This is a genomic window from Stieleria varia (assembly GCF_038443385.1).
Lineage (GTDB): Bacteria > Planctomycetota > Planctomycetia > Pirellulales > Pirellulaceae > Stieleria > Stieleria varia.
Genome location: NZ_CP151726.1, coordinates 8741678 through 8758485, shown reverse-complemented (window position 1 = coordinate 8758485; position 16808 = coordinate 8741678). Strand labels below are relative to the sequence as shown.

General features: G+C 53.9%; 19 protein-coding genes. 16 read left to right on the top strand and 3 right to left on the bottom strand.

The window, feature by feature from the left end; translation table 11 throughout:
- Nucleotides 1–29 precede the first annotated feature (29 nt).
- On the top strand, nt 30–752 hold the full coding sequence (locus tag Pla52nx_RS29635) for a suppressor of fused domain protein (protein ID WP_197454810.1): 723 nt from the start codon (nt 30–32) through the stop codon (nt 750–752).
- 111 nt (nt 753–863) lie between these two features.
- Here the strand turns inward: Pla52nx_RS29635 and Pla52nx_RS29630 are convergent, their stop codons facing one another.
- Nucleotides 864–1031 carry a hypothetical protein gene (locus Pla52nx_RS29630; RefSeq protein ID WP_342190284.1) on the bottom strand — a complete coding sequence of 56 codons (168 nt, stop codon included), beginning with the start codon at nt 1029–1031 and terminating at the stop codon, nt 864–866.
- 254 nt (nt 1032–1285) lie between these two features.
- Complete coding sequence (locus tag Pla52nx_RS29625) at nt 1286–1453, bottom strand: hypothetical protein (RefSeq protein ID WP_342190283.1); 168 nt, start codon at nt 1451–1453, stop codon at nt 1286–1288.
- A gap of 278 nt (nt 1454–1731) precedes the next feature.
- Between Pla52nx_RS29625 and Pla52nx_RS29620 the strand changes: the two genes are divergently transcribed.
- From Pla52nx_RS29620 to Pla52nx_RS29575, 10 genes are all read left to right on the top strand, one after another.
- Nucleotides 1732–2310: a hypothetical protein gene (locus tag Pla52nx_RS29620; RefSeq protein ID WP_146521542.1), complete on the top strand. Its 579-nt coding sequence runs from the start codon at nt 1732–1734 to the stop codon at nt 2308–2310.
- Between the two features lie 118 nt (nt 2311–2428).
- Complete coding sequence (locus Pla52nx_RS29615; RefSeq protein WP_146521541.1) at nt 2429–2749, top strand: hypothetical protein; 321 nt, start codon at nt 2429–2431, stop codon at nt 2747–2749.
- Between the two features lie 471 nt (nt 2750–3220).
- Nucleotides 3221–4132 (top strand): hypothetical protein, encoded by a 912-nt coding sequence (locus Pla52nx_RS29610; protein ID WP_146521540.1) that lies wholly within the window; start codon nt 3221–3223, stop codon nt 4130–4132.
- Nucleotides 4133–4344: 212 nt separating this feature from the next.
- Nucleotides 4345–5640 carry a hypothetical protein gene (locus tag Pla52nx_RS29605; protein ID WP_146521539.1) on the top strand — a complete coding sequence of 432 codons (1296 nt, stop codon included), beginning with the start codon at nt 4345–4347 and terminating at the stop codon, nt 5638–5640.
- Between the two features lie 951 nt (nt 5641–6591).
- Nucleotides 6592–6909 carry a hypothetical protein gene (locus Pla52nx_RS29600; protein ID WP_146521538.1) on the top strand — a complete coding sequence of 106 codons (318 nt, stop codon included), beginning with the start codon at nt 6592–6594 and terminating at the stop codon, nt 6907–6909.
- 307 nt (nt 6910–7216) lie between these two features.
- On the top strand, nt 7217–7426 hold the full coding sequence (locus Pla52nx_RS29595; protein WP_146521537.1) for an addiction module protein: 210 nt from the start codon (nt 7217–7219) through the stop codon (nt 7424–7426).
- Nucleotides 7427–8058: 632 nt separating this feature from the next.
- Nucleotides 8059–8250 carry a hypothetical protein gene (locus Pla52nx_RS29590; RefSeq protein WP_146521525.1) on the top strand — a complete coding sequence of 64 codons (192 nt, stop codon included), beginning with the start codon at nt 8059–8061 and terminating at the stop codon, nt 8248–8250.
- Nucleotides 8251–8338: 88 nt separating this feature from the next.
- On the top strand, nt 8339–8656 hold the full coding sequence (locus Pla52nx_RS29585; protein ID WP_342190282.1) for a hypothetical protein: 318 nt from the start codon (nt 8339–8341) through the stop codon (nt 8654–8656).
- Between the two features lie 1492 nt (nt 8657–10148).
- On the top strand, nt 10149–10634 hold the full coding sequence (locus Pla52nx_RS29580) for a hypothetical protein (RefSeq protein WP_146521535.1): 486 nt from the start codon (nt 10149–10151) through the stop codon (nt 10632–10634).
- Between the two features lie 101 nt (nt 10635–10735).
- Nucleotides 10736–11212: a hypothetical protein gene (locus tag Pla52nx_RS29575; RefSeq protein ID WP_146521534.1), complete on the top strand. Its 477-nt coding sequence runs from the start codon at nt 10736–10738 to the stop codon at nt 11210–11212.
- A 329-nt stretch (nt 11213–11541) separates the two neighbouring features.
- Here the strand turns inward: Pla52nx_RS29575 and Pla52nx_RS29570 are convergent, their stop codons facing one another.
- Nucleotides 11542–11769, bottom strand: a complete 228-nt coding sequence (locus Pla52nx_RS29570) for a hypothetical protein (protein ID WP_146521533.1) — start codon at nt 11767–11769, stop codon at nt 11542–11544.
- Between the two features lie 325 nt (nt 11770–12094).
- On the opposite strand from Pla52nx_RS29570, the gene Pla52nx_RS29565 reads away from it, so the two are divergent.
- The 5 genes from Pla52nx_RS29565 to Pla52nx_RS29545 all read left to right on the top strand — a co-directional run bounded on the left by Pla52nx_RS29565 (nt 12095) and on the right by Pla52nx_RS29545 (nt 16347).
- Nucleotides 12095–12637 carry a hypothetical protein gene (locus tag Pla52nx_RS29565; protein WP_146521532.1) on the top strand — a complete coding sequence of 181 codons (543 nt, stop codon included), beginning with the start codon at nt 12095–12097 and terminating at the stop codon, nt 12635–12637.
- Between the two features lie 698 nt (nt 12638–13335).
- Nucleotides 13336–14100, top strand: coding sequence for a hypothetical protein (locus Pla52nx_RS29560; RefSeq protein WP_146521531.1), 765 nt, complete (start codon nt 13336–13338; stop codon nt 14098–14100).
- Between the two features lie 597 nt (nt 14101–14697).
- A complete protein-coding gene (locus Pla52nx_RS29555; RefSeq protein WP_146521530.1) occupies nt 14698–15309 on the top strand; it encodes a hypothetical protein in 612 nt (203 codons plus the stop codon).
- A gap of 22 nt (nt 15310–15331) precedes the next feature.
- Nucleotides 15332–15883, top strand: coding sequence for a hypothetical protein (locus Pla52nx_RS29550; RefSeq protein WP_146521529.1), 552 nt, complete (start codon nt 15332–15334; stop codon nt 15881–15883).
- A 152-nt stretch (nt 15884–16035) separates the two neighbouring features.
- Entirely contained in the window at nt 16036–16347 is a 312-nt protein-coding gene (locus Pla52nx_RS29545; RefSeq protein WP_146521528.1) for a hypothetical protein, read from the top strand.
- Nucleotides 16348–16808: the final 461 nt, after the last annotated feature.

Genomic DNA, 16808 nt, shown 5'->3' with positions numbered 1-16808 from the left:
CGGTCGTTATTTGGCTGAGGCTGCTCCACATGGCAATGAAAGACTGGTTTCGTCGCAAGCCCGCGTCAGAGAATGTTGGAACATCGAAGGGTGGTTCGAGGTTGATCAGATATGGCGACCGTAGCGATTTGAAACCCGAGGTCGGGTTCCTCGACGAATCGACGCTTTCAAATACCGAAGAACGCGAACGCGTTTACTCCGATCTCTTTGGTGAATCCGACACCGTGTTGCACGAATTGTTGCCATTAGTTCCGCATATCGACGTCTATCGATTCCCGCCCAACGGCAAGCGGGACTTCTTCACATTCGTAACTGGCGGAATGAGCGATCTGCCGATGAATTCACCGAGCGAACTGGGTGCCGACTATCGCCGCGCAGAGCTTGTCTTCTACTCGACCGAAGACCGCGACGATTACCCCGAGCTGCTTCGCAGGCTGGCGCATTTCGTCCATGACAACAATACTTGGTTACACTGGGGGCACTCGATGCCGAATGGCCAGCCGCCGGAACGACTTTTTGACACCAAGCATCTGGACTCGCTGTTTTTCATGCCATCAATCGTCAATCCCGATTCAACGCTTGGTGACAGACTTCAGATTGATTCTGATCCCGTGCATCTCATTTGGTGTGTACCAATCACAACCGCCGAGTGCCAATTGAAACTGGACAATGGTACGGACGCTCTGTACGATCTGTTTGACGTAAACAAACACCCATTTGTGTTTACCGGCGATCGGCAAAGCTATGTCTGACCCAAATCCCGAACTGCCAAATAACCATGCCGTGAACCGAAGCGGCGAAGTCGGGCGGTCTTGAAATGGAAAATCTTTCGTCGCCGCTCGGTTACGGCTGACGTTCTGTCGTTACAGTGCTCGATCGTCGCGTATCGATGTAGTGATCGACCAGTCGAATGAGTTGGCAGATCTTGGGGCCGACAGCATGTTGTTGACTTCGGCAATGCGTCCTCTCGCCGAACTGTTGCGCGCGAAATGGAGTGCGGTCGACCGGATACTCGAATCATCTGTTGCCATTGGATCGCGTGTGACGGTCCGGCCTCAGCATTCGACTTCGACCACATCGTCGGCGGGGCAAAATCAGGAGCGGAATCCAGGACTCGATTTGCAACGAGGTCTCAGCGGACGATACAATCCAGTGGTCGGATCCCGGCGGTACGGTGCCGCCATCGGAAGACGACAGAACCATGCGATGGTACGGAGCGTCGGTGGTCAGCAATTAGACATGGATGCCCAACTCCCGACGCCCGCACATCGCGGTCGTTCTGTCGTTACAGTGCTCGATCGTCGCGTGTCGATGTAGCGATCGACCACTCGAATGAGTTGGCAGATCTTGTGGCCGACAGCATGTTGTTGGCTTCGGCAATGCGTCCTCTCGCCGAACTGTTGCGCGTGAAATGGAGTGCGGTCGACCGGATGTTCGAGTCATCTGTTGCCATTGGAACACGTGTGACGGTCCGGCCTCAGCATTCGACTTCGGCCACATCGTCGGCGGGTCGAAAACAGGAACGAATCCAGGGCTCGAATTGCAGAGCGGTCGAAAAAGGCGGTACAATCCAACGGTCGCATCCCGGCGGTAGGGTACCGCCTCGGAAGACGACAGAACCATGCGTTGGACCGAAGCGACGCATCGGGCGGATGAACATGGAAACCACAATGGCGTCGCTCGGTCAACGCCACCGTTCGTCCATAGAAGCAACCACAAAGAACGGTCCTCGTGCCCAACTGCGATTTCTATTCTCACGCCGAAGATCACACGCAGATTCTCGCGTACCTGTTCGAATCGATGCCGTGCCGGGTCTTCGAACTGTACTCTGAGTTTGACTGCGAACTGGAGGAATTCACGTCCGTGGCCCACATCGAACGGCATTACGCAATCACGGATTGGTCGTTGCTGCCAACTGGATCGCTGCATTTTCAAATCTACGCCGAAGAGGCAAAGGGCAACATCAACATTCAACACATAGAACTGAACCCGAAGAAATGTAACGGTGCAACCACCCGTTACTGCTGTGAAGGCTGGGGACTTATTCAATTGTACCTCCAATCGCCTCGGAACGGACGTCTGGCAAACTCCCATTCCAATCACAACTCGGAAACACGTGCCAACAAGTGGGCCGAGACCTATAATCGGATGGGTAATCCAGCAGACTGGGACTGGACCGCTGTCAATTCGTTTTCTCGTAGACTCAATCGGCAAATCCGCAAGCTCGCGGTCGCCAAACAGCAATCACGCGTCATTCTTCCGTGTGCTGCAGGCTACATGGGTGTGGGTACCGAGTCGGAAGAAACCTGACGAACCAGCGGATGCACGTGAGTCGCCGAGTTGAGTTTATTGAAGTGGTCAGTCGTTTGCGGCGACCACGTGATCCGTACCGTTCCCCGACTGAATCAATTGCAGCTCAAATACGAACATGAACGCTGACGAATTCGCGATGCTATGCAGGGCAGAAAAAGATGCGATTCTCAGCTCGTACTTTGACGCATCGTCAGATGCTGCTGTCGCCAACATGGTTGATGCCCTGAACCTTGATCCGAAACAAATGGTTGACCTTCGCACACTGGTGGATGGTGTATTAACGGATGCGATGTACACCTTGCTCGTTGCAATTGATGGTGGTGCCGCGCTTGGCGGGATCCAACAACCGTATGACCTACGCGACGAGACCGGCGACGCAATTTCCGGTGACGGCGAACTTGAAGCCGCGGCCTTCACGCATTTCCACGAACGCTAACGCAACCGGATTGTTGCGCGGGGTCGTAGCTCCGATCGAGTTTGCTGTCCGTCATCGTGCTCGATATGATTTGTTTGACGTCAATCAGGGTGGCTGACGTTAACTCCGCTACCATGGCGGGGAACCAGCCCGTGCACCGGAGCCGGGCTTGCGCGGTTTCACAAATGGACAATCAACTTTCCCGGCCCGGTGACGGGTACCGATCAGCGCGGCTAGCGATCGAGTGCAGAGTGGAGGCAGGAACTGATCAGAGTGATCGAATTGCCCACGGCCGAGTTCAACCGGTACAATGGCAACGGGCGGCGATGCTTCCCAACCGTCGCTCCTTGTACCGCGATGATCAATGTCGATGCACCCAAGCCGCGGGTGTCGTCGTTACGTACCACAAGAGACCACCGCCGCGGCTGGGTGATCTCTGCCGATCAGCGCGGCTAGCGATCGAGTGCAAAGTAGACGCAGGAACTGATCTGAGTGATCGAATTGCCCACGGCCGAGTTCAACCGGTACAATGGCAACGGGCGGCGATGCTTCCCAACCGTCGCTCCTTGTACCGCGATGATCAATGTCGATGCACCCAAGCCGCGGGTGTCGTCGTTACGCACCACAAGAGACCACCGCCGCGGCTGGGTGATTTCTGCGTTATGTCAAAACAGGATGCCGATGGTTGATCCGATAAAGCTCAAGGGGCTACGTCAGCTGACGAATGCTGGATTAGCAGATTGCAAACGTGCGCTTGATGCGTCAGGCGGCGATCTCTTCGCTGCGGCGGTTTCAATGCTGACCGAAAGCGACGTGCAGGAACTAAAGCAGAGCATGATGGTCCGCGCAAGTGCTGGCCAGTCGATCAAAGACCCCGTAACCGATACGGAGCGTCAACTCCTTGAGGCCCTTGAAGCACATTTCATTGGTCAACGAACCCGTCCCGTGAATGTTGGATTCTTGTTTGAGACGACTTCACTGTTCCTGTCCGATTCGCAATTCCGGGTTGCGATTATGGACCAACCGGGCAACACACTCGAAACCGTATGGAACGCACTTGCGCCAAGTCCGAGCAGCCATTCGCTACCAAACGCGACAACCGTAGAGACAAAGAAGGTTCTTTCAACGGTCATCACGATGCCAACTTCTGAGTCAGAATGGGAGTCTGACTATGTTGTGCTCATGCACCCAAGGCGACGTCTGATTTTTTCATCGAGCGCAAGAGTTATTGCCATCTATAAGCGGACAAAGCGTGCAGACCGCGGTATCGCCAACGTAGAAGAGATGACAGGCGCCGGTGAGAATGTGCGGACACTCCGCCACTGGGTTCACGAGGACGTCGAGTTCACGCCACGGTGCCTCGGTGAAATTGCATTCGCAAGTCAATTGAGAGAAGTGACATAACCAAGCGATGAACGCGGAGTGGCCGACAGCGCGTTTACAAATGGAAGATCAACCGCGGCCACCCGGTTATCGCAATTCGATCAGCGCGGCTAGTGATCGAGTGCAGTGTGGAGGCAGAGTCGGAGCGGAGTTCTCAATTGCCCCTCGGTCGAGTTGACGGGGTACAATGGCAACGAGCGACGCTGGTTCGGGCCGTCGCTCCTTGTACCGCGATGATCAATGTCGATGCACCCAAGCCGCGGGTGTTGTCGTTACGTACCACAAGAGACCACCGCCGTGGCTGGGTGATCTCTGCGTTATTTGCCGCAACGAACCTGAAACAACCGACAAGTGTCTACGCTTCGAACGGTTCCCTAAATTCCTTTGGTGAACGGATTCCGATGTCGCCTTCTATCATCGAGCACCTCACCCAACCCGAAATTGATGTCTCGACGTACGTCCGGCGCAAAAGGATCGCGCTGGCACATGAAATCAGCGGACGGACAAAACTGTATCTCGATACAAAGTACTGGGCTCTGCTTCGAGATGTTCGCCTAGGTCGCTCGAATTGCTCTGACACCAAGAAGCTTCTCCGTGTTGTCGAAACTCGCGTCGCCGACGGATCGTTGATTTGTCCACTGAATGCGGACATCTACTTCGAGGTGATGAAGCAGGATGACGAGCAGACACTAATGGCGACTGCTCGCCTAATTGACGACCTGTCCCTCGGAGTTTGCATGCTCCCTATCATGCAGCGCATCGAACTGGAGGTCTTTCATTTCGTTGAGTCTTCCCGCAAATCACAAAACGCAGTTCACGATTTGAATGAACTCGTGTGGACAAAGACAGCATACGTCCTCGGCTTCGTGACTCCTGACTGCTACGAAATGCCGGATGACATTAACATGGCGATGCAAAAGTCCTTCGCCGACCACATGTGGACTTTGGGCCTCGAAGATATGCTAAATGTGATGGGGCCCGACAAAGCTGCGGCGAAGAAATCACCGTTCGAAGACATTTCCGGTAATCTCAATGCCGGCAAGTTCGCTCATATTGACGAACACTCCTCGTTCAAGGGCGTGTTCCTTTCCGAAGTCCAAGGAATTCTAGACGTCCACAACGAAACCTTCTGCGACCTATTCCAGTACATCTATAAGCGAGACACCGGCAATGCGCTCACGGAAGCAGAACAGCAGGACATGTCTAGCGGTCAGATGCTTGCAAATATGATTTATCACGCGTTTCGACTGAACAAAGTGACGCATCAGTTCCCGTCATTGCGCATCGGGGCAGGACTGCACGCAGCTTTACGATGGGACAAAAACCGCAAGTACAAACCTAACGATCTGTTTGACTTTCGTCATGCAATCGCCGCCTTGCCGTACTGCGACCTTTTCTTCACGGAACGTGCTTTGCATCACTTGATCCAGGACGGTAACCTAAAGTTTGACGAGTACTTCAACTGCAAGACCGCGCACAAGCCTGCTGATGCGTTGACGTTGATGTTGATGGAGACCGACGGCAAATAACCATGCGGTGAACGGGTGCCGCCGATGACTCGGATTCCGAAATCATAGTTTTTTGGCGGCGGCCCCGTTACCGCTGCCGATCAGCGCGGCTAGTGATCGAGTGCAGTGTGGAGACAGAGACGGAGCGGAGATCTCGATTAACCCACGGTCGAGTTGACCGGGTACAATGGCAACGCGCGACGCTGGTTCGGGCCGTCGCTCCTTGTACCGCGATGATCAATGTCGATGCACCCAAGCCGCGGGTGTTGTCGCTACGTACCACAAGAGACCACCGCCGCGGCTGGGTGATCTCTGCGTTCGCCGACACGCCTTGACCGAATCACCGTTTTGCCGACCATACCATGATCGACTCGAAACACATCACCACTGACACAACCGTTTATGCTACCGGCAGCGTACTCTTGGTCGTGTTCATTGGCGCAGTTTCGGGATTTCTTGGGACCACTACCCAGTCAATTGCGTTATATGTAACACTCTTTCTTGTCCCTGTATGTGTCACTTTCTTCATCCGTTTGAGCGTATGGCTGCTCAATCGGACCTGTCGATACTGTCGCGAGGCTTTGGCGACGGAATCGGAGAACGGCGAGGCGTTCGACATGAATCCCATAACGGAACGATTGAAATCGACGGTCGATTCCAAGCGACTTGAAGAGGAGTCTTACGTGGCTCGCTATGCGCGACGACGTTGCTCATCGGATGATGTACTCCGTGCTCGATCACTCCGAGTACAGGCTGAGATCGAACTATTGCGGCACGAAAAGATGCCACGGTCCTGGTCTGACATTTGCGGCGAGGGCTACGGCAGACGATGATGAATGATCCCAGTGTTTCTCAACCGCGCATGCGGCGAACCATGCCGTGCAACAGAGTCGGGCTTGCCCGCGTTTTGCGATTGAATACCTAACCTTCCCGGCCCGCTGACGGGCAACGTTCGTCGGATCAACAATAGCGATGCCGCTCTCTGACGACTTTGTCGAACCGACAACACATAGCGTCAATGACTACATCGTCTACGCGATTGGATGCTTTGTCCTTAATTTTGTCGCATTTGCGTTCGTCGGATTCGTCGACTCATTTGCGATCTTCGAGCAGCCGACATGGTTCATCATGGTCTTTTGTTTGCCTGCCAGCTTCAACGTCGTGTTGTGGCTGGCGGTACGCAGCAAGCGGAGATGCTCGCGGCTTGGGATGTTTATCTTCGTCCTGCTGACCCTCGCGATCGGCTACTTCAACGCAAAATTCATCGAGGGGATTATGGCTTCGATCTGATAGTGCGCAAACCTGAACGTGGAATGCGATGGTCAAAGGGTGATTTTCGCAATATAATCTGGAAACCGAACAGGCGGGGCCAACTTCTTACTCGCTTTAGCGGCCGACGAACCATCGGTTGCAACGGAGGCCGCGAGTTGAGGTTTTAGAAGTGGTAAGTCGTTCGCGCGGCCCCGCTGAACCGCCCCGTTCGCCGACAGAATCCGTTTGGCGGACACTGAACGCTTGGTTTCCTTCGTGATTTGCGGTCGCTTTCCCTCTTTCTGGGTGATGTTATACTGAGGTACCCTCGAGAAAGGATCGATCCATGACACTTCAAGAATCACTTCGCGCGTTACCGCCCGATGAAAAGCTAGCTGTCGTCACACAGCTCTGGAATGACCTTGCCGCTTCAGCTCCGTTGATGTTACCGGAAGATGAACTTGCGGAGATGAATCGCAGACGAGACGAATTGCTTGCGAATCCTGATATCGCGATTGACGCTGACGAGGTGTGGCGGCGTGTAGATGGCGACTGAACGCTATCATCCGCTCTTCGCCGTAGACCTAGCGACCGCGTGCGCATACTACGACTCGATTGCTCGTACTCTTGGCAATCGTTTTCGCGCGAACGTCCGATCGATTATTCAATCGACAATCGAGCGGCCGGAATCATTTGGACGGATTGGCGGTGAATTTCGTGGCGCGTTGGTCGATTGGTTTCCGTACGTCGTAGTCTTCACTGTCGATGACGATTTGCCTTCGATTTTCGGCTTGCGTCACGCAGCATCGGACCGCAGTGATTGGTTCGGTCGCACAATGCCAGCAGCGAGCGGCGAACCAGCCGAAGCACCCGAGTCGGCGAGTCGGGGCGATTCGACAATGGAAGATCAACCGCGCCGACCGCGTGACCCGTAACGTTGAACTTAATCGGGTCTCTGTTGGTTGAGTAGGTGATGAGTCTGGCAGTGGATTGCTGATCGTTCTTTGGGGCAAGTTAGGAGTACGCATCCTTGCGAGAAAGGAGGCGTTGGCATCCTTGCCAACCAACTTCAAGCGTTGATTGTGCTTCTTCTTGCATTCGCACACCGCACCTTCTTACGCCCGCCGCTTGGGCGCAATTGACGGCTATCTTCTATGACCGACTTCGCGGTCGGGGGAGTCGTGTTGTATGAACGGCGTCTTTGCTGTGCTGATGCTGATGGGTTGGGCGATGGTTTTCGGTTGTGTCGGCGGATTCGCCTACGCCTGCGGCTGTGCGTTAAACGAGATTGGTGGTCTGGGCGATGGGGTTCGGTTGTGTCAGCGGATTCGATTACGCCTGCGGCTTGGCGTTAAACGAGATTGGTGGATGGCGGCGTGACTGCTCGCTGCGCTCGTTGGGGTAGCGTCTCGGAGAGACGCTGCTACGTGGTAGCTGGTCAGTCGATTCACCACCGGCACAAGGCCGGATGGAGTCTGTTCCATCGTTGCCAGAGTGCAAGTGCTGCGACAGCATCGAGCTAAGTTTGGTGTGTGAGGCGCCCAAGCCGACGTGGAAGGAGTTGTTCTGGCGGGAGAGTGAGACGTGTCCGGAATGGTACGCGGAGCGACAGCGGGAGTCACACCGCGAGTTCTGGACGGCACATTACGGTTCGGATGATTACGACTGGTACCTGGAAACGCAGGTAGAAGTCGCAAAGGAAACGGGACCGGAACCGGCAAAAGCGATCCAGATGTACCTGCCTGGTTTGACACCGGAAGTGTCGTTTGAGATAGAATCTTTTTGAGGGTGGATTGGACGCTCCGATCCAAGTCCTACGGGACGTCAACCTCCGACAAAGCTCAACGCCCGATCTATGCATGCACGTCCTGTGCCTGCATAGATCGCAATTCGTTCGCCGACCAAATACAGTGTGACGACAACGTGAACCCTGACGCAAATCCATATTCCCCACCAACGTCAGGATTCGAGCTCGTTCCATCATCTGAACCGCGATCGGTTTCAGCCGAGGTACTACTTCTCGCTGGCGCTGCTCTGGGAGCCGTAAGTTTCTTGGCTGCGATGGCATTGATCCCATCGAGCACAGACTCACCCATGACCCACGACTTGAGATTGGCAAACAACCTTGGGTTCATTTACCCGCCACTTCTTGGGCTGTGGGCGGGTTGGGTACGTCGATCAACGCTATGGGCGATATTTGGATTCGTTGCCGGGCTCGCAATTGGTCTCGCATACTACGCTCTTTGCGGCACGAACTTTCTTGCTGTGATGGTTGGTTTTCCTTGCATACTCGGCGGCGCAACGAGCGTTCTCTTGGGCACGAAACACGATTCCTGGCTTTCTGGCATCCCACAGCGACTAATTCGTGGTCTCGTCGCGGGATTCGTCCTTGGATTTACGTACATGTTGACCCTCAACATCACCTTCCCGTTCACGTCGCCGGGCTTTCCATATAGCAACTCGGTTTCCGATCATTCGTCTAGGATGTGGATAGCGGGTACGTTTGCTTTGACGCTATCAAGTGGTTTATATTTGTTGGTGTTTCACTGGTCTGCTGGCCTCAACGATCATCTGCGACGCGAAGGCGGCGAACCATCCGATGCAACCGAATCGGGGTAGCCGGGCGTTTTGAAATGGAAAATCAACCGCCGCGACCGGCTGATCAGTCCCGTTCTGGCAATGCGATGGCGATCGATTACGAGCACGAGCACCGCGATGCTGGGCACGAGCAGGACGTTTAGCCAGAACCAAGCCGTGCACCTGATGACGGCTTGCGAGGTTTTACAAATGGAAAATCAATCGCCCGTCCTAAGTGACGGCAACCGTTCTGTCGTCGTAATGCTCGATGGTTGCGCATCGATGTTGTGCCCGGCCATCGGACTGAGTTGGCTGATCTTGGCGCCGACAGCGATATGTTGGCTTCGGCAACGCGATCTCTCGCTGATCCGTTGCGCATGAAAAGATGCCCGATCGGATCCAATGCTCGAATCACTTGATGCCATTGGATCGCATGTGACGGTCCGGCATCGGCATTCGACTTCGGCCACATCTTTGACGGGACAGAATCAAGAGCGGAATCCAGGAATCGATTTGCAGTGTGGTCCTCGAAGGCGATACAATCCGACTGTCGGATTGCGACGGTACGGTGCCGCCATCGGAAGACGACAGAACAAACGGATGCACGGCAGGACTTAAGGCTCCGTTACCCAATGGTCGCCTTTTCGTTCGTCCGCCGTGATCCTGGACGATATCCGACTGAGATTCTGTTCCACACAACAATGACCGATGACCCTCGCCTGAATCCGTATGCTCCTCCCAAGTTGCCATCGTCCGTTCGCACAGTTGACGACCATCCGCCGCATACTGACGACTTACCAGCTGATCTGCAACACGTCACGTCCGCAGTCAATTACGCAATCGTCGAACGGCAAGAAAACGACGACGACGAGGTTCACATCGACGCGTCGGAAATCTGCCAAATGGTCCTCTCGCTAGCTTGCCGCATGACGGCATACGACCCAACTGGCGGCGAGGCGTTGGCATATCTATCTGAATTGAACGTCCAACGGAGCGAAGACGTTGGACTTGCCATTGACGAACTTAATCGGCTTGGCCTGACCCGCGCTGACGATGATGACGACCCATCTGACTTTATCGGGCTGTTCGACCTTGCCGTTCCCACGGCGGACTGGAAGCTAGACTTTGACCTTGCTAAAGAAATGGCTTTCGTCTGCTCCGATGTTAATGAAGAGGATGGCAGATAACCAAGTCGTGCAACGGAGCACGGCATACGGCGTTTACAAATGGACAACACATTGGCCGCGCCCGCTGACGACCACCGTTCCCCGTCAGATACAACTTTGTGATGACAACACATCGTCAAATCATCTCGCTTGTGGTGACTGTTGCGATTGCCATTGTCGGCTGCGGCAAGACCCCGATTGCGGGCACGATGGACTCGCGTACAAAAACGGCGTTTGGCATTCACGAATGGAGCATTCTGGAGGATTACAATCGTGGTCTGTCCCTTGATGCCGTAACGGACAATGCTGCAACCGCAATATTGACATTTGACCGGGGCCATACTGTCCGAGCAGTTTTCTTGCAAAATGACATGCTATCCGATCGCCTGATTTTCAAACTCGACGCACCGGACGATGGCTTTTACGGGGCTGATCTCGATGGCATCGTGGACCCGAATTCGGTTTCGATACATGATCGTCCCAAAGCGAAGGGCGATGGCTGGATTTTGGCGTCTGGAACTAAGGACTCAGCGTCGGTTGAATTGGTGTTGCGATTCGCTGAGAATAGCCGACCCAAGATCGTTCTTGTACGGGAATAGTCAAATGCACCATGCACCGAAGTGCCGAAGTACCGAAGTACTCGAAAGCATCGTTCGGCAATGGTGGCTTGTCCGCTCGTACTCGTTGATTTGTAACGATCACCGAGGCTAGTGATCGAGTGCAGAGTGGATGAAGGAGCAGACTCCAGGGTTCGATTGCCCGACTGTCACGCCCACCGGGTACAATGGCAACGAGCGACGTTGCTTCCAACCGTCGCTGCTTGTACCGTGATGATCCATGTCGATGCACCCAAGCCGCGGGTGTTGTCGTTACGTACCACAAAAGACCACTGCCGCGGTTGGGTGATCTCTGCGTTCGCCGACTGAGGTCACACCTGTTTGACGTTGACAATTTCGACCAGCATCTCATCAACGTCAATCGTATAGAACCCGCGCAATGGCTCGCGGTCAATGAAATACAAGCCTTCGCTCAAGTGATCGCCAGCGGCAACCGGATCAGGCTTCAACGCTCCTTGAATCTGTGTTGACGCTTTTACAACCTCCGATTTGGAACCGCTCGCCATGGTGATACGCAATACGTCTTCAACGGCTTCCATCGACAACAGTACTTCGTAACTCCCAACGCCTCAACCTTCGCAATTAGTTCATCCACGGTGAACTTCGGTCCCGTACTGCCAATCCGTGACTTTGCGAACTTGATCTCATCGTCCGTTGGCGGGCGACGCACCACACCAACGCGGTTGCCTTGGTCATCGACCAACTCAATCTGGCCGTCGGAACGGCGAATTTGATCGGCAACATCAGCTTGAACAACTATTCGTATCATTTTCGGCCTCCTGCTTTGATTGCTAACATCTTACATTGTATCCTCGTGGCTGACACAGTCGAGTAATCTGCTGGCGTCAAATCGGCGGGGTCGGCTTGAATCCGCTGCAAAAGTGGCTGACCATCCCGTGCACCGAAGTACGGCTTGCGCGATTTTACAAATGGAAACTCAACTGTCCGTACTCGGTGACGGGTAACGTTCGTCGAATGAAGATGCAAGCAATACCGAAGATCGAATTGGCCATTGATGTTCCGGCGGATGAGGTTGCAAGTTATCTTCGAGAAAGAACTCCAGACGCTCGGATTGACTCTATTGCACGCTTGCTGCATATAGACATCGAGACCGAGATGTCGCTGACAGAACAATCGCCACGAGTTTTCGCATCCGCAAACCGCGAAACACATTGGTTTGGTACAACGGAACTAACGTGTGTGTACACGCTCACCTCCTCAGCCGGTTTCCAGACGCACCTTGAAATTCAGGTCACATATGCAATACCTTGGCTGCTCAGGTCGATTTTGGGCTGGCCGTTCGGTGATATGATGGTTGATGCAATTAAGGTGAGCGTACTGTCGACTGTGTCCGAGTTGATTGCCTTAGAAAAGGGCACGGCAACGCACGCTCAAAGCACTGTATGAGGTAGATCCGAACGAACCTGTCAGACCGAATCTTGATCGACGAACCATGCATAGCACCGAAGGCACGGAGTCGACGTTTAACTGAGTTTAGGTCATTCGCCGTGCCTCGGTGAATGCCGCTGTTCGTCGTTAGAGTGACATTCGTTGATTCGCCCAAACTTCTCTCTCCGCCTATTGCTTATCCTTGTTGCTGCCGTGGCATGCTCTCTCGCAGTGAATCAGATTCCCTTTCCACAGTACTCGTTGATCAACTACAGAGGCCCAATACCGGATTACTGTATTCGACAACCGCACACAATCCATTACGGCTTTCCTGCTACTTCTCGCACCGACTATTTGGCAGATCATCCGAAACACAACTCTGGTCCATGCAAATTTGATTCGACGCATCATCCGATCTGCGTATTGATCAATGCCCTCGCGGCGATCCTCATAGCTACAACGCTGGTTTGGGCGACTGACCATATCCCAGAATTTATTTCGTGGAGAATGTACTTACGGCGCGAACGCCGCATGATTGACCGAATGACTGCGGACTAATAGTTGCGGCTTGCAAACCAGTTACACTAAAATGCGAGTTGGTCCAGGGAGCTACGACGAACAAGGCCGTGCACCTAAGCGGCCGAACTGACATTTACTTGAACCCTAACAAAACTCCGGCCGCTAGGTGACGGCGGTCGTTCTGCTGGAGAGATAGGATGCGATTCCCACGGTTGAGCTTTGCTGTAGTATTACTCTTGTGGAATTCCGCCTTGTTTGCGCAAAGCATCGACCTTTCCTCAGTGGAAACACTCGACCTTGTTGCGAACCCGCCTGTCGTTATCAAGGTTGACGCTCCGGATGACACGCTCGCGATCTGGGCAATCATTCGAGGTTTCGATGACCCAGAGGTTAAACGAAACGAATTGCTGCGAAAGTCTGGAAAGTTTGTGAAGGACTTTCCAAAGTCGCAGCATCTTCCACGTGCAAAAGAAATCGTCTCAACACTGAGAAGAATGGCATCCGAAGAGTTGCCGCCAGAATCTAAACCGATAGAACGTCTGATCTTCCTCCTCCGTGACCAAGACGGCGTGCAAGTTTCGCAACCGGGAAGCTGTGACATCCTATTTGCTGATCGATTACATCACGCGATTCGCACATCAGCACCCGAATTGGTTGGAGAGTACAATCCCAGTCCGGCTCAAAGACTAATAGATATTGGCCCTGCTGCGATTCCGATGCTGATCGAACATGTTGATGATGACACTTTCACGCGCAGTGTTGGCTTTCATCGCGACTTCTATTTTTCGCATCACGTGCTTCGCGTAAGCGATTGTGTAAAGACTATCCTGCAAGAAATCGCGCCAACTGGTCGCATTTTTGAAGTTGGCGACGATCCAGCAGCAACCAAACAGGCGATGAAATCTCACTACCGGAGTATTGTCGAACAAATCAAGGCAAACGACAGCAGAACCAAGCGATGAACGCGGAGTGGCCGACAGCGCGTTTTCAAATGGAAGATCAATCGCGGCCACCCGGTTATCACAATTCGTTACGCCGACACGACTACAGTCTCTCACCGCAACACTGCCTCACGGTGCAGACTCATTCGCACTGAGGACAGGTATGACTCATCAATCCATATTCGCCACCTAACGACGAAGACGCCACAACACCACGTGTCGTTGTGCTTCAATTGAACATTCGGCGTAAGCGACCCGTGCGAACGTTTGTCGTGACCGTGCTTGTTGCTGGCTTCCTCGCTGGTCCTTGGCCCGTCATCGCGCCAATTCGATCGTTCATCGTTATTCTTACACTTGGTCTTGCTGCGGCCTGGGCAGACCTAAGACTCGACTAGCGAGCTGCTTGTATGAATGGCGTGGTGAAGTCGAACTGTTGTCTCTCGGCGCAATTTGCTGCCGGTGGTTGCACCTGATACGATTTGTTGAACATAGGGCGTCGTGGTTGGCTCCAATCCGCTCCAAGAAGCGGCAAACCATGCCATCCACCGGAGCACGGCATGGGGCGCTTACAAATGGAAACCACATTGGCCGTGCCCGGTGATGGCCGTCGTTACGCCAATGAATCACATCCTTCTCTCGCTTGCGATGACCTGTATTGCACTTTCAGGCGTTGCATTTGGTCAACGATCTGCTTCACCTGTACCAGCAGTCGACGCCGAGATTGATTTTTCGGACGCTGACTCAATCACGAGTTCAAAGCGTTTCCGCACCTTTAAGGCAGAATGGAAGAAGATCTACGGCGTTTCTGTGGGCATGACCGTCGCAGAACTTAAAAATCTCATCGCGAGACAAAATGCAAAAACGGACGAGCTTGCTTTAGCTGAGATTGACCAGTTGTTCGATCGCAGCAACCATTCTTTCAGGGAGCACAGCCCAACGCAACGGCAGGAATTGAGCGACGGGAAAGGGTCAGTTACGTACTGGGTGAACGGGGACCCGCAATTCTGGATGGACGTAGCAATCGAGGAAGGCAGAGTCAAAAGCATCTTCATTGCGTTTGGGAATGGTACGGTTTCCGCCACTCCTGTTAGACTTGACGGAACCGGCACCTACCAAAGCGACTTTTTCAAACAGCTTGCTCAATGCGTTCAAGATTTAGATGGTAAGAAGGACATCGAAAGCGCCGATAGCGAAAGTGCGAAAGAAACGCGTGCAGCAAACTCCGACTGAGCGAAACATATTGGGCGTAACCATGACATCCACCGAAGGACGCGTTTCTAGCGGTTTGGCAATGGGGAATCGTTCGCGCGTCCTCGTTGATCACCACCGTTCGCATCCCAAGACCAAGCCGCTACCGGCAATGAATCCATATGACTCGCCGAAGTCGAACGATGCCATCTACCCAGACGAGATCAGTCCGGCGATTGTTGAACGTCTAATCGCAGGTAGCGAGACCGATTCCCTTGTCTTTTACGGCGTATCCGATCATCAATTGTATGGACGCAAGAATCGAATACGCCTTTCTGGCGACGTGGCCAAACTGGCGGAGGATGCTGGGTACGATCCGATCGTTTATCAATCCGTTCTCTGGCGGTGCCTCGTCTTTATTCCAGTGGTCCCGCTCGGTGTGTTTGCCGTGATTCCGAAGCTTGAATGTGACGATGATCCGGATCGCGATGCTGATCAATATCGTGGCATCCGCATGGCTTGGGACTGGAGTCAGATTAGAATACAATACGGCGTCGTTTTCGGAACGGCTTTGCTGCTTGCGGCAATCGCATGTCGCTTGTGGTTTGCCGGATGATCGACATGGCTGCGAACCATCGCATGTACAGGAGTGGCGGTGGCCGGTCTGTCTTTAAATCAGAGTCAACTCCCGCCCCCCCGTGATGCGGGACGGTCGTCGATTGAAATTCCCTTTCCACGACCACCACTTCGATCCACGGAGCCACTGCTGTGAACATCGCACTGCCCAATCTTGCATGGTGGACTCATCAGACGCTATGCATCGTTGCCGTAGCGATACTGCTTTGGCTCGGTGGATGTCGATTTGGTGCATCAGATGGCGACTCTCAATTGCCCAAGATGCACTCAGCTGACGAGGTGCAGTACTTCCCGACGGGACCGGAATTCAAGCTACCACGCGAGGCGGTTGCGTTGCAGAAGGCTCGCGAGGAAGAGAAGCGATTGCGAACATCGGGCAAGCAAACGACTACTGTAGACAATCTTCACGACACCCATAACGAGCGGCCCCACGCCGACGAATAACAACACGGTGCACGTGCGGACTGGCAAGGTCTGATTGACGAGCGGGGGGAGATCCCGCCTGGGTAGCTGCTAGCCACAGGCCCAGTATTGAGTGTTGCAGCGGCTGTATAAGACCGGTGGTCGAAGTCAGTCGTTGAAGCACTGGACTGTTGGGATCGAGACAGGCAGAAAGGTAGTGAGGATGAATGGACTGTGGGTGGTGTGCGCGGCAGTGAACGGGAATAGCTCCGAAATTTTGTACCTGTTGGCCTCAATCAGGTGATTACAGTGCCCAAGGTTTGTGCATGCCCCAAGGCAGCACTCCACGACGCGACATTGGCGGGCTTCGTGGAGAGACCCGGAGTCGTCGCCCCGAAGAACGCTTGCTGTTCACCTTGGTCGGCTCACGCGCGCTACACATCACGTCAGTCAGGTAACCAGTGAGGACCCTGAGGTTCTTGATCGACCACGGTATCCAGCCG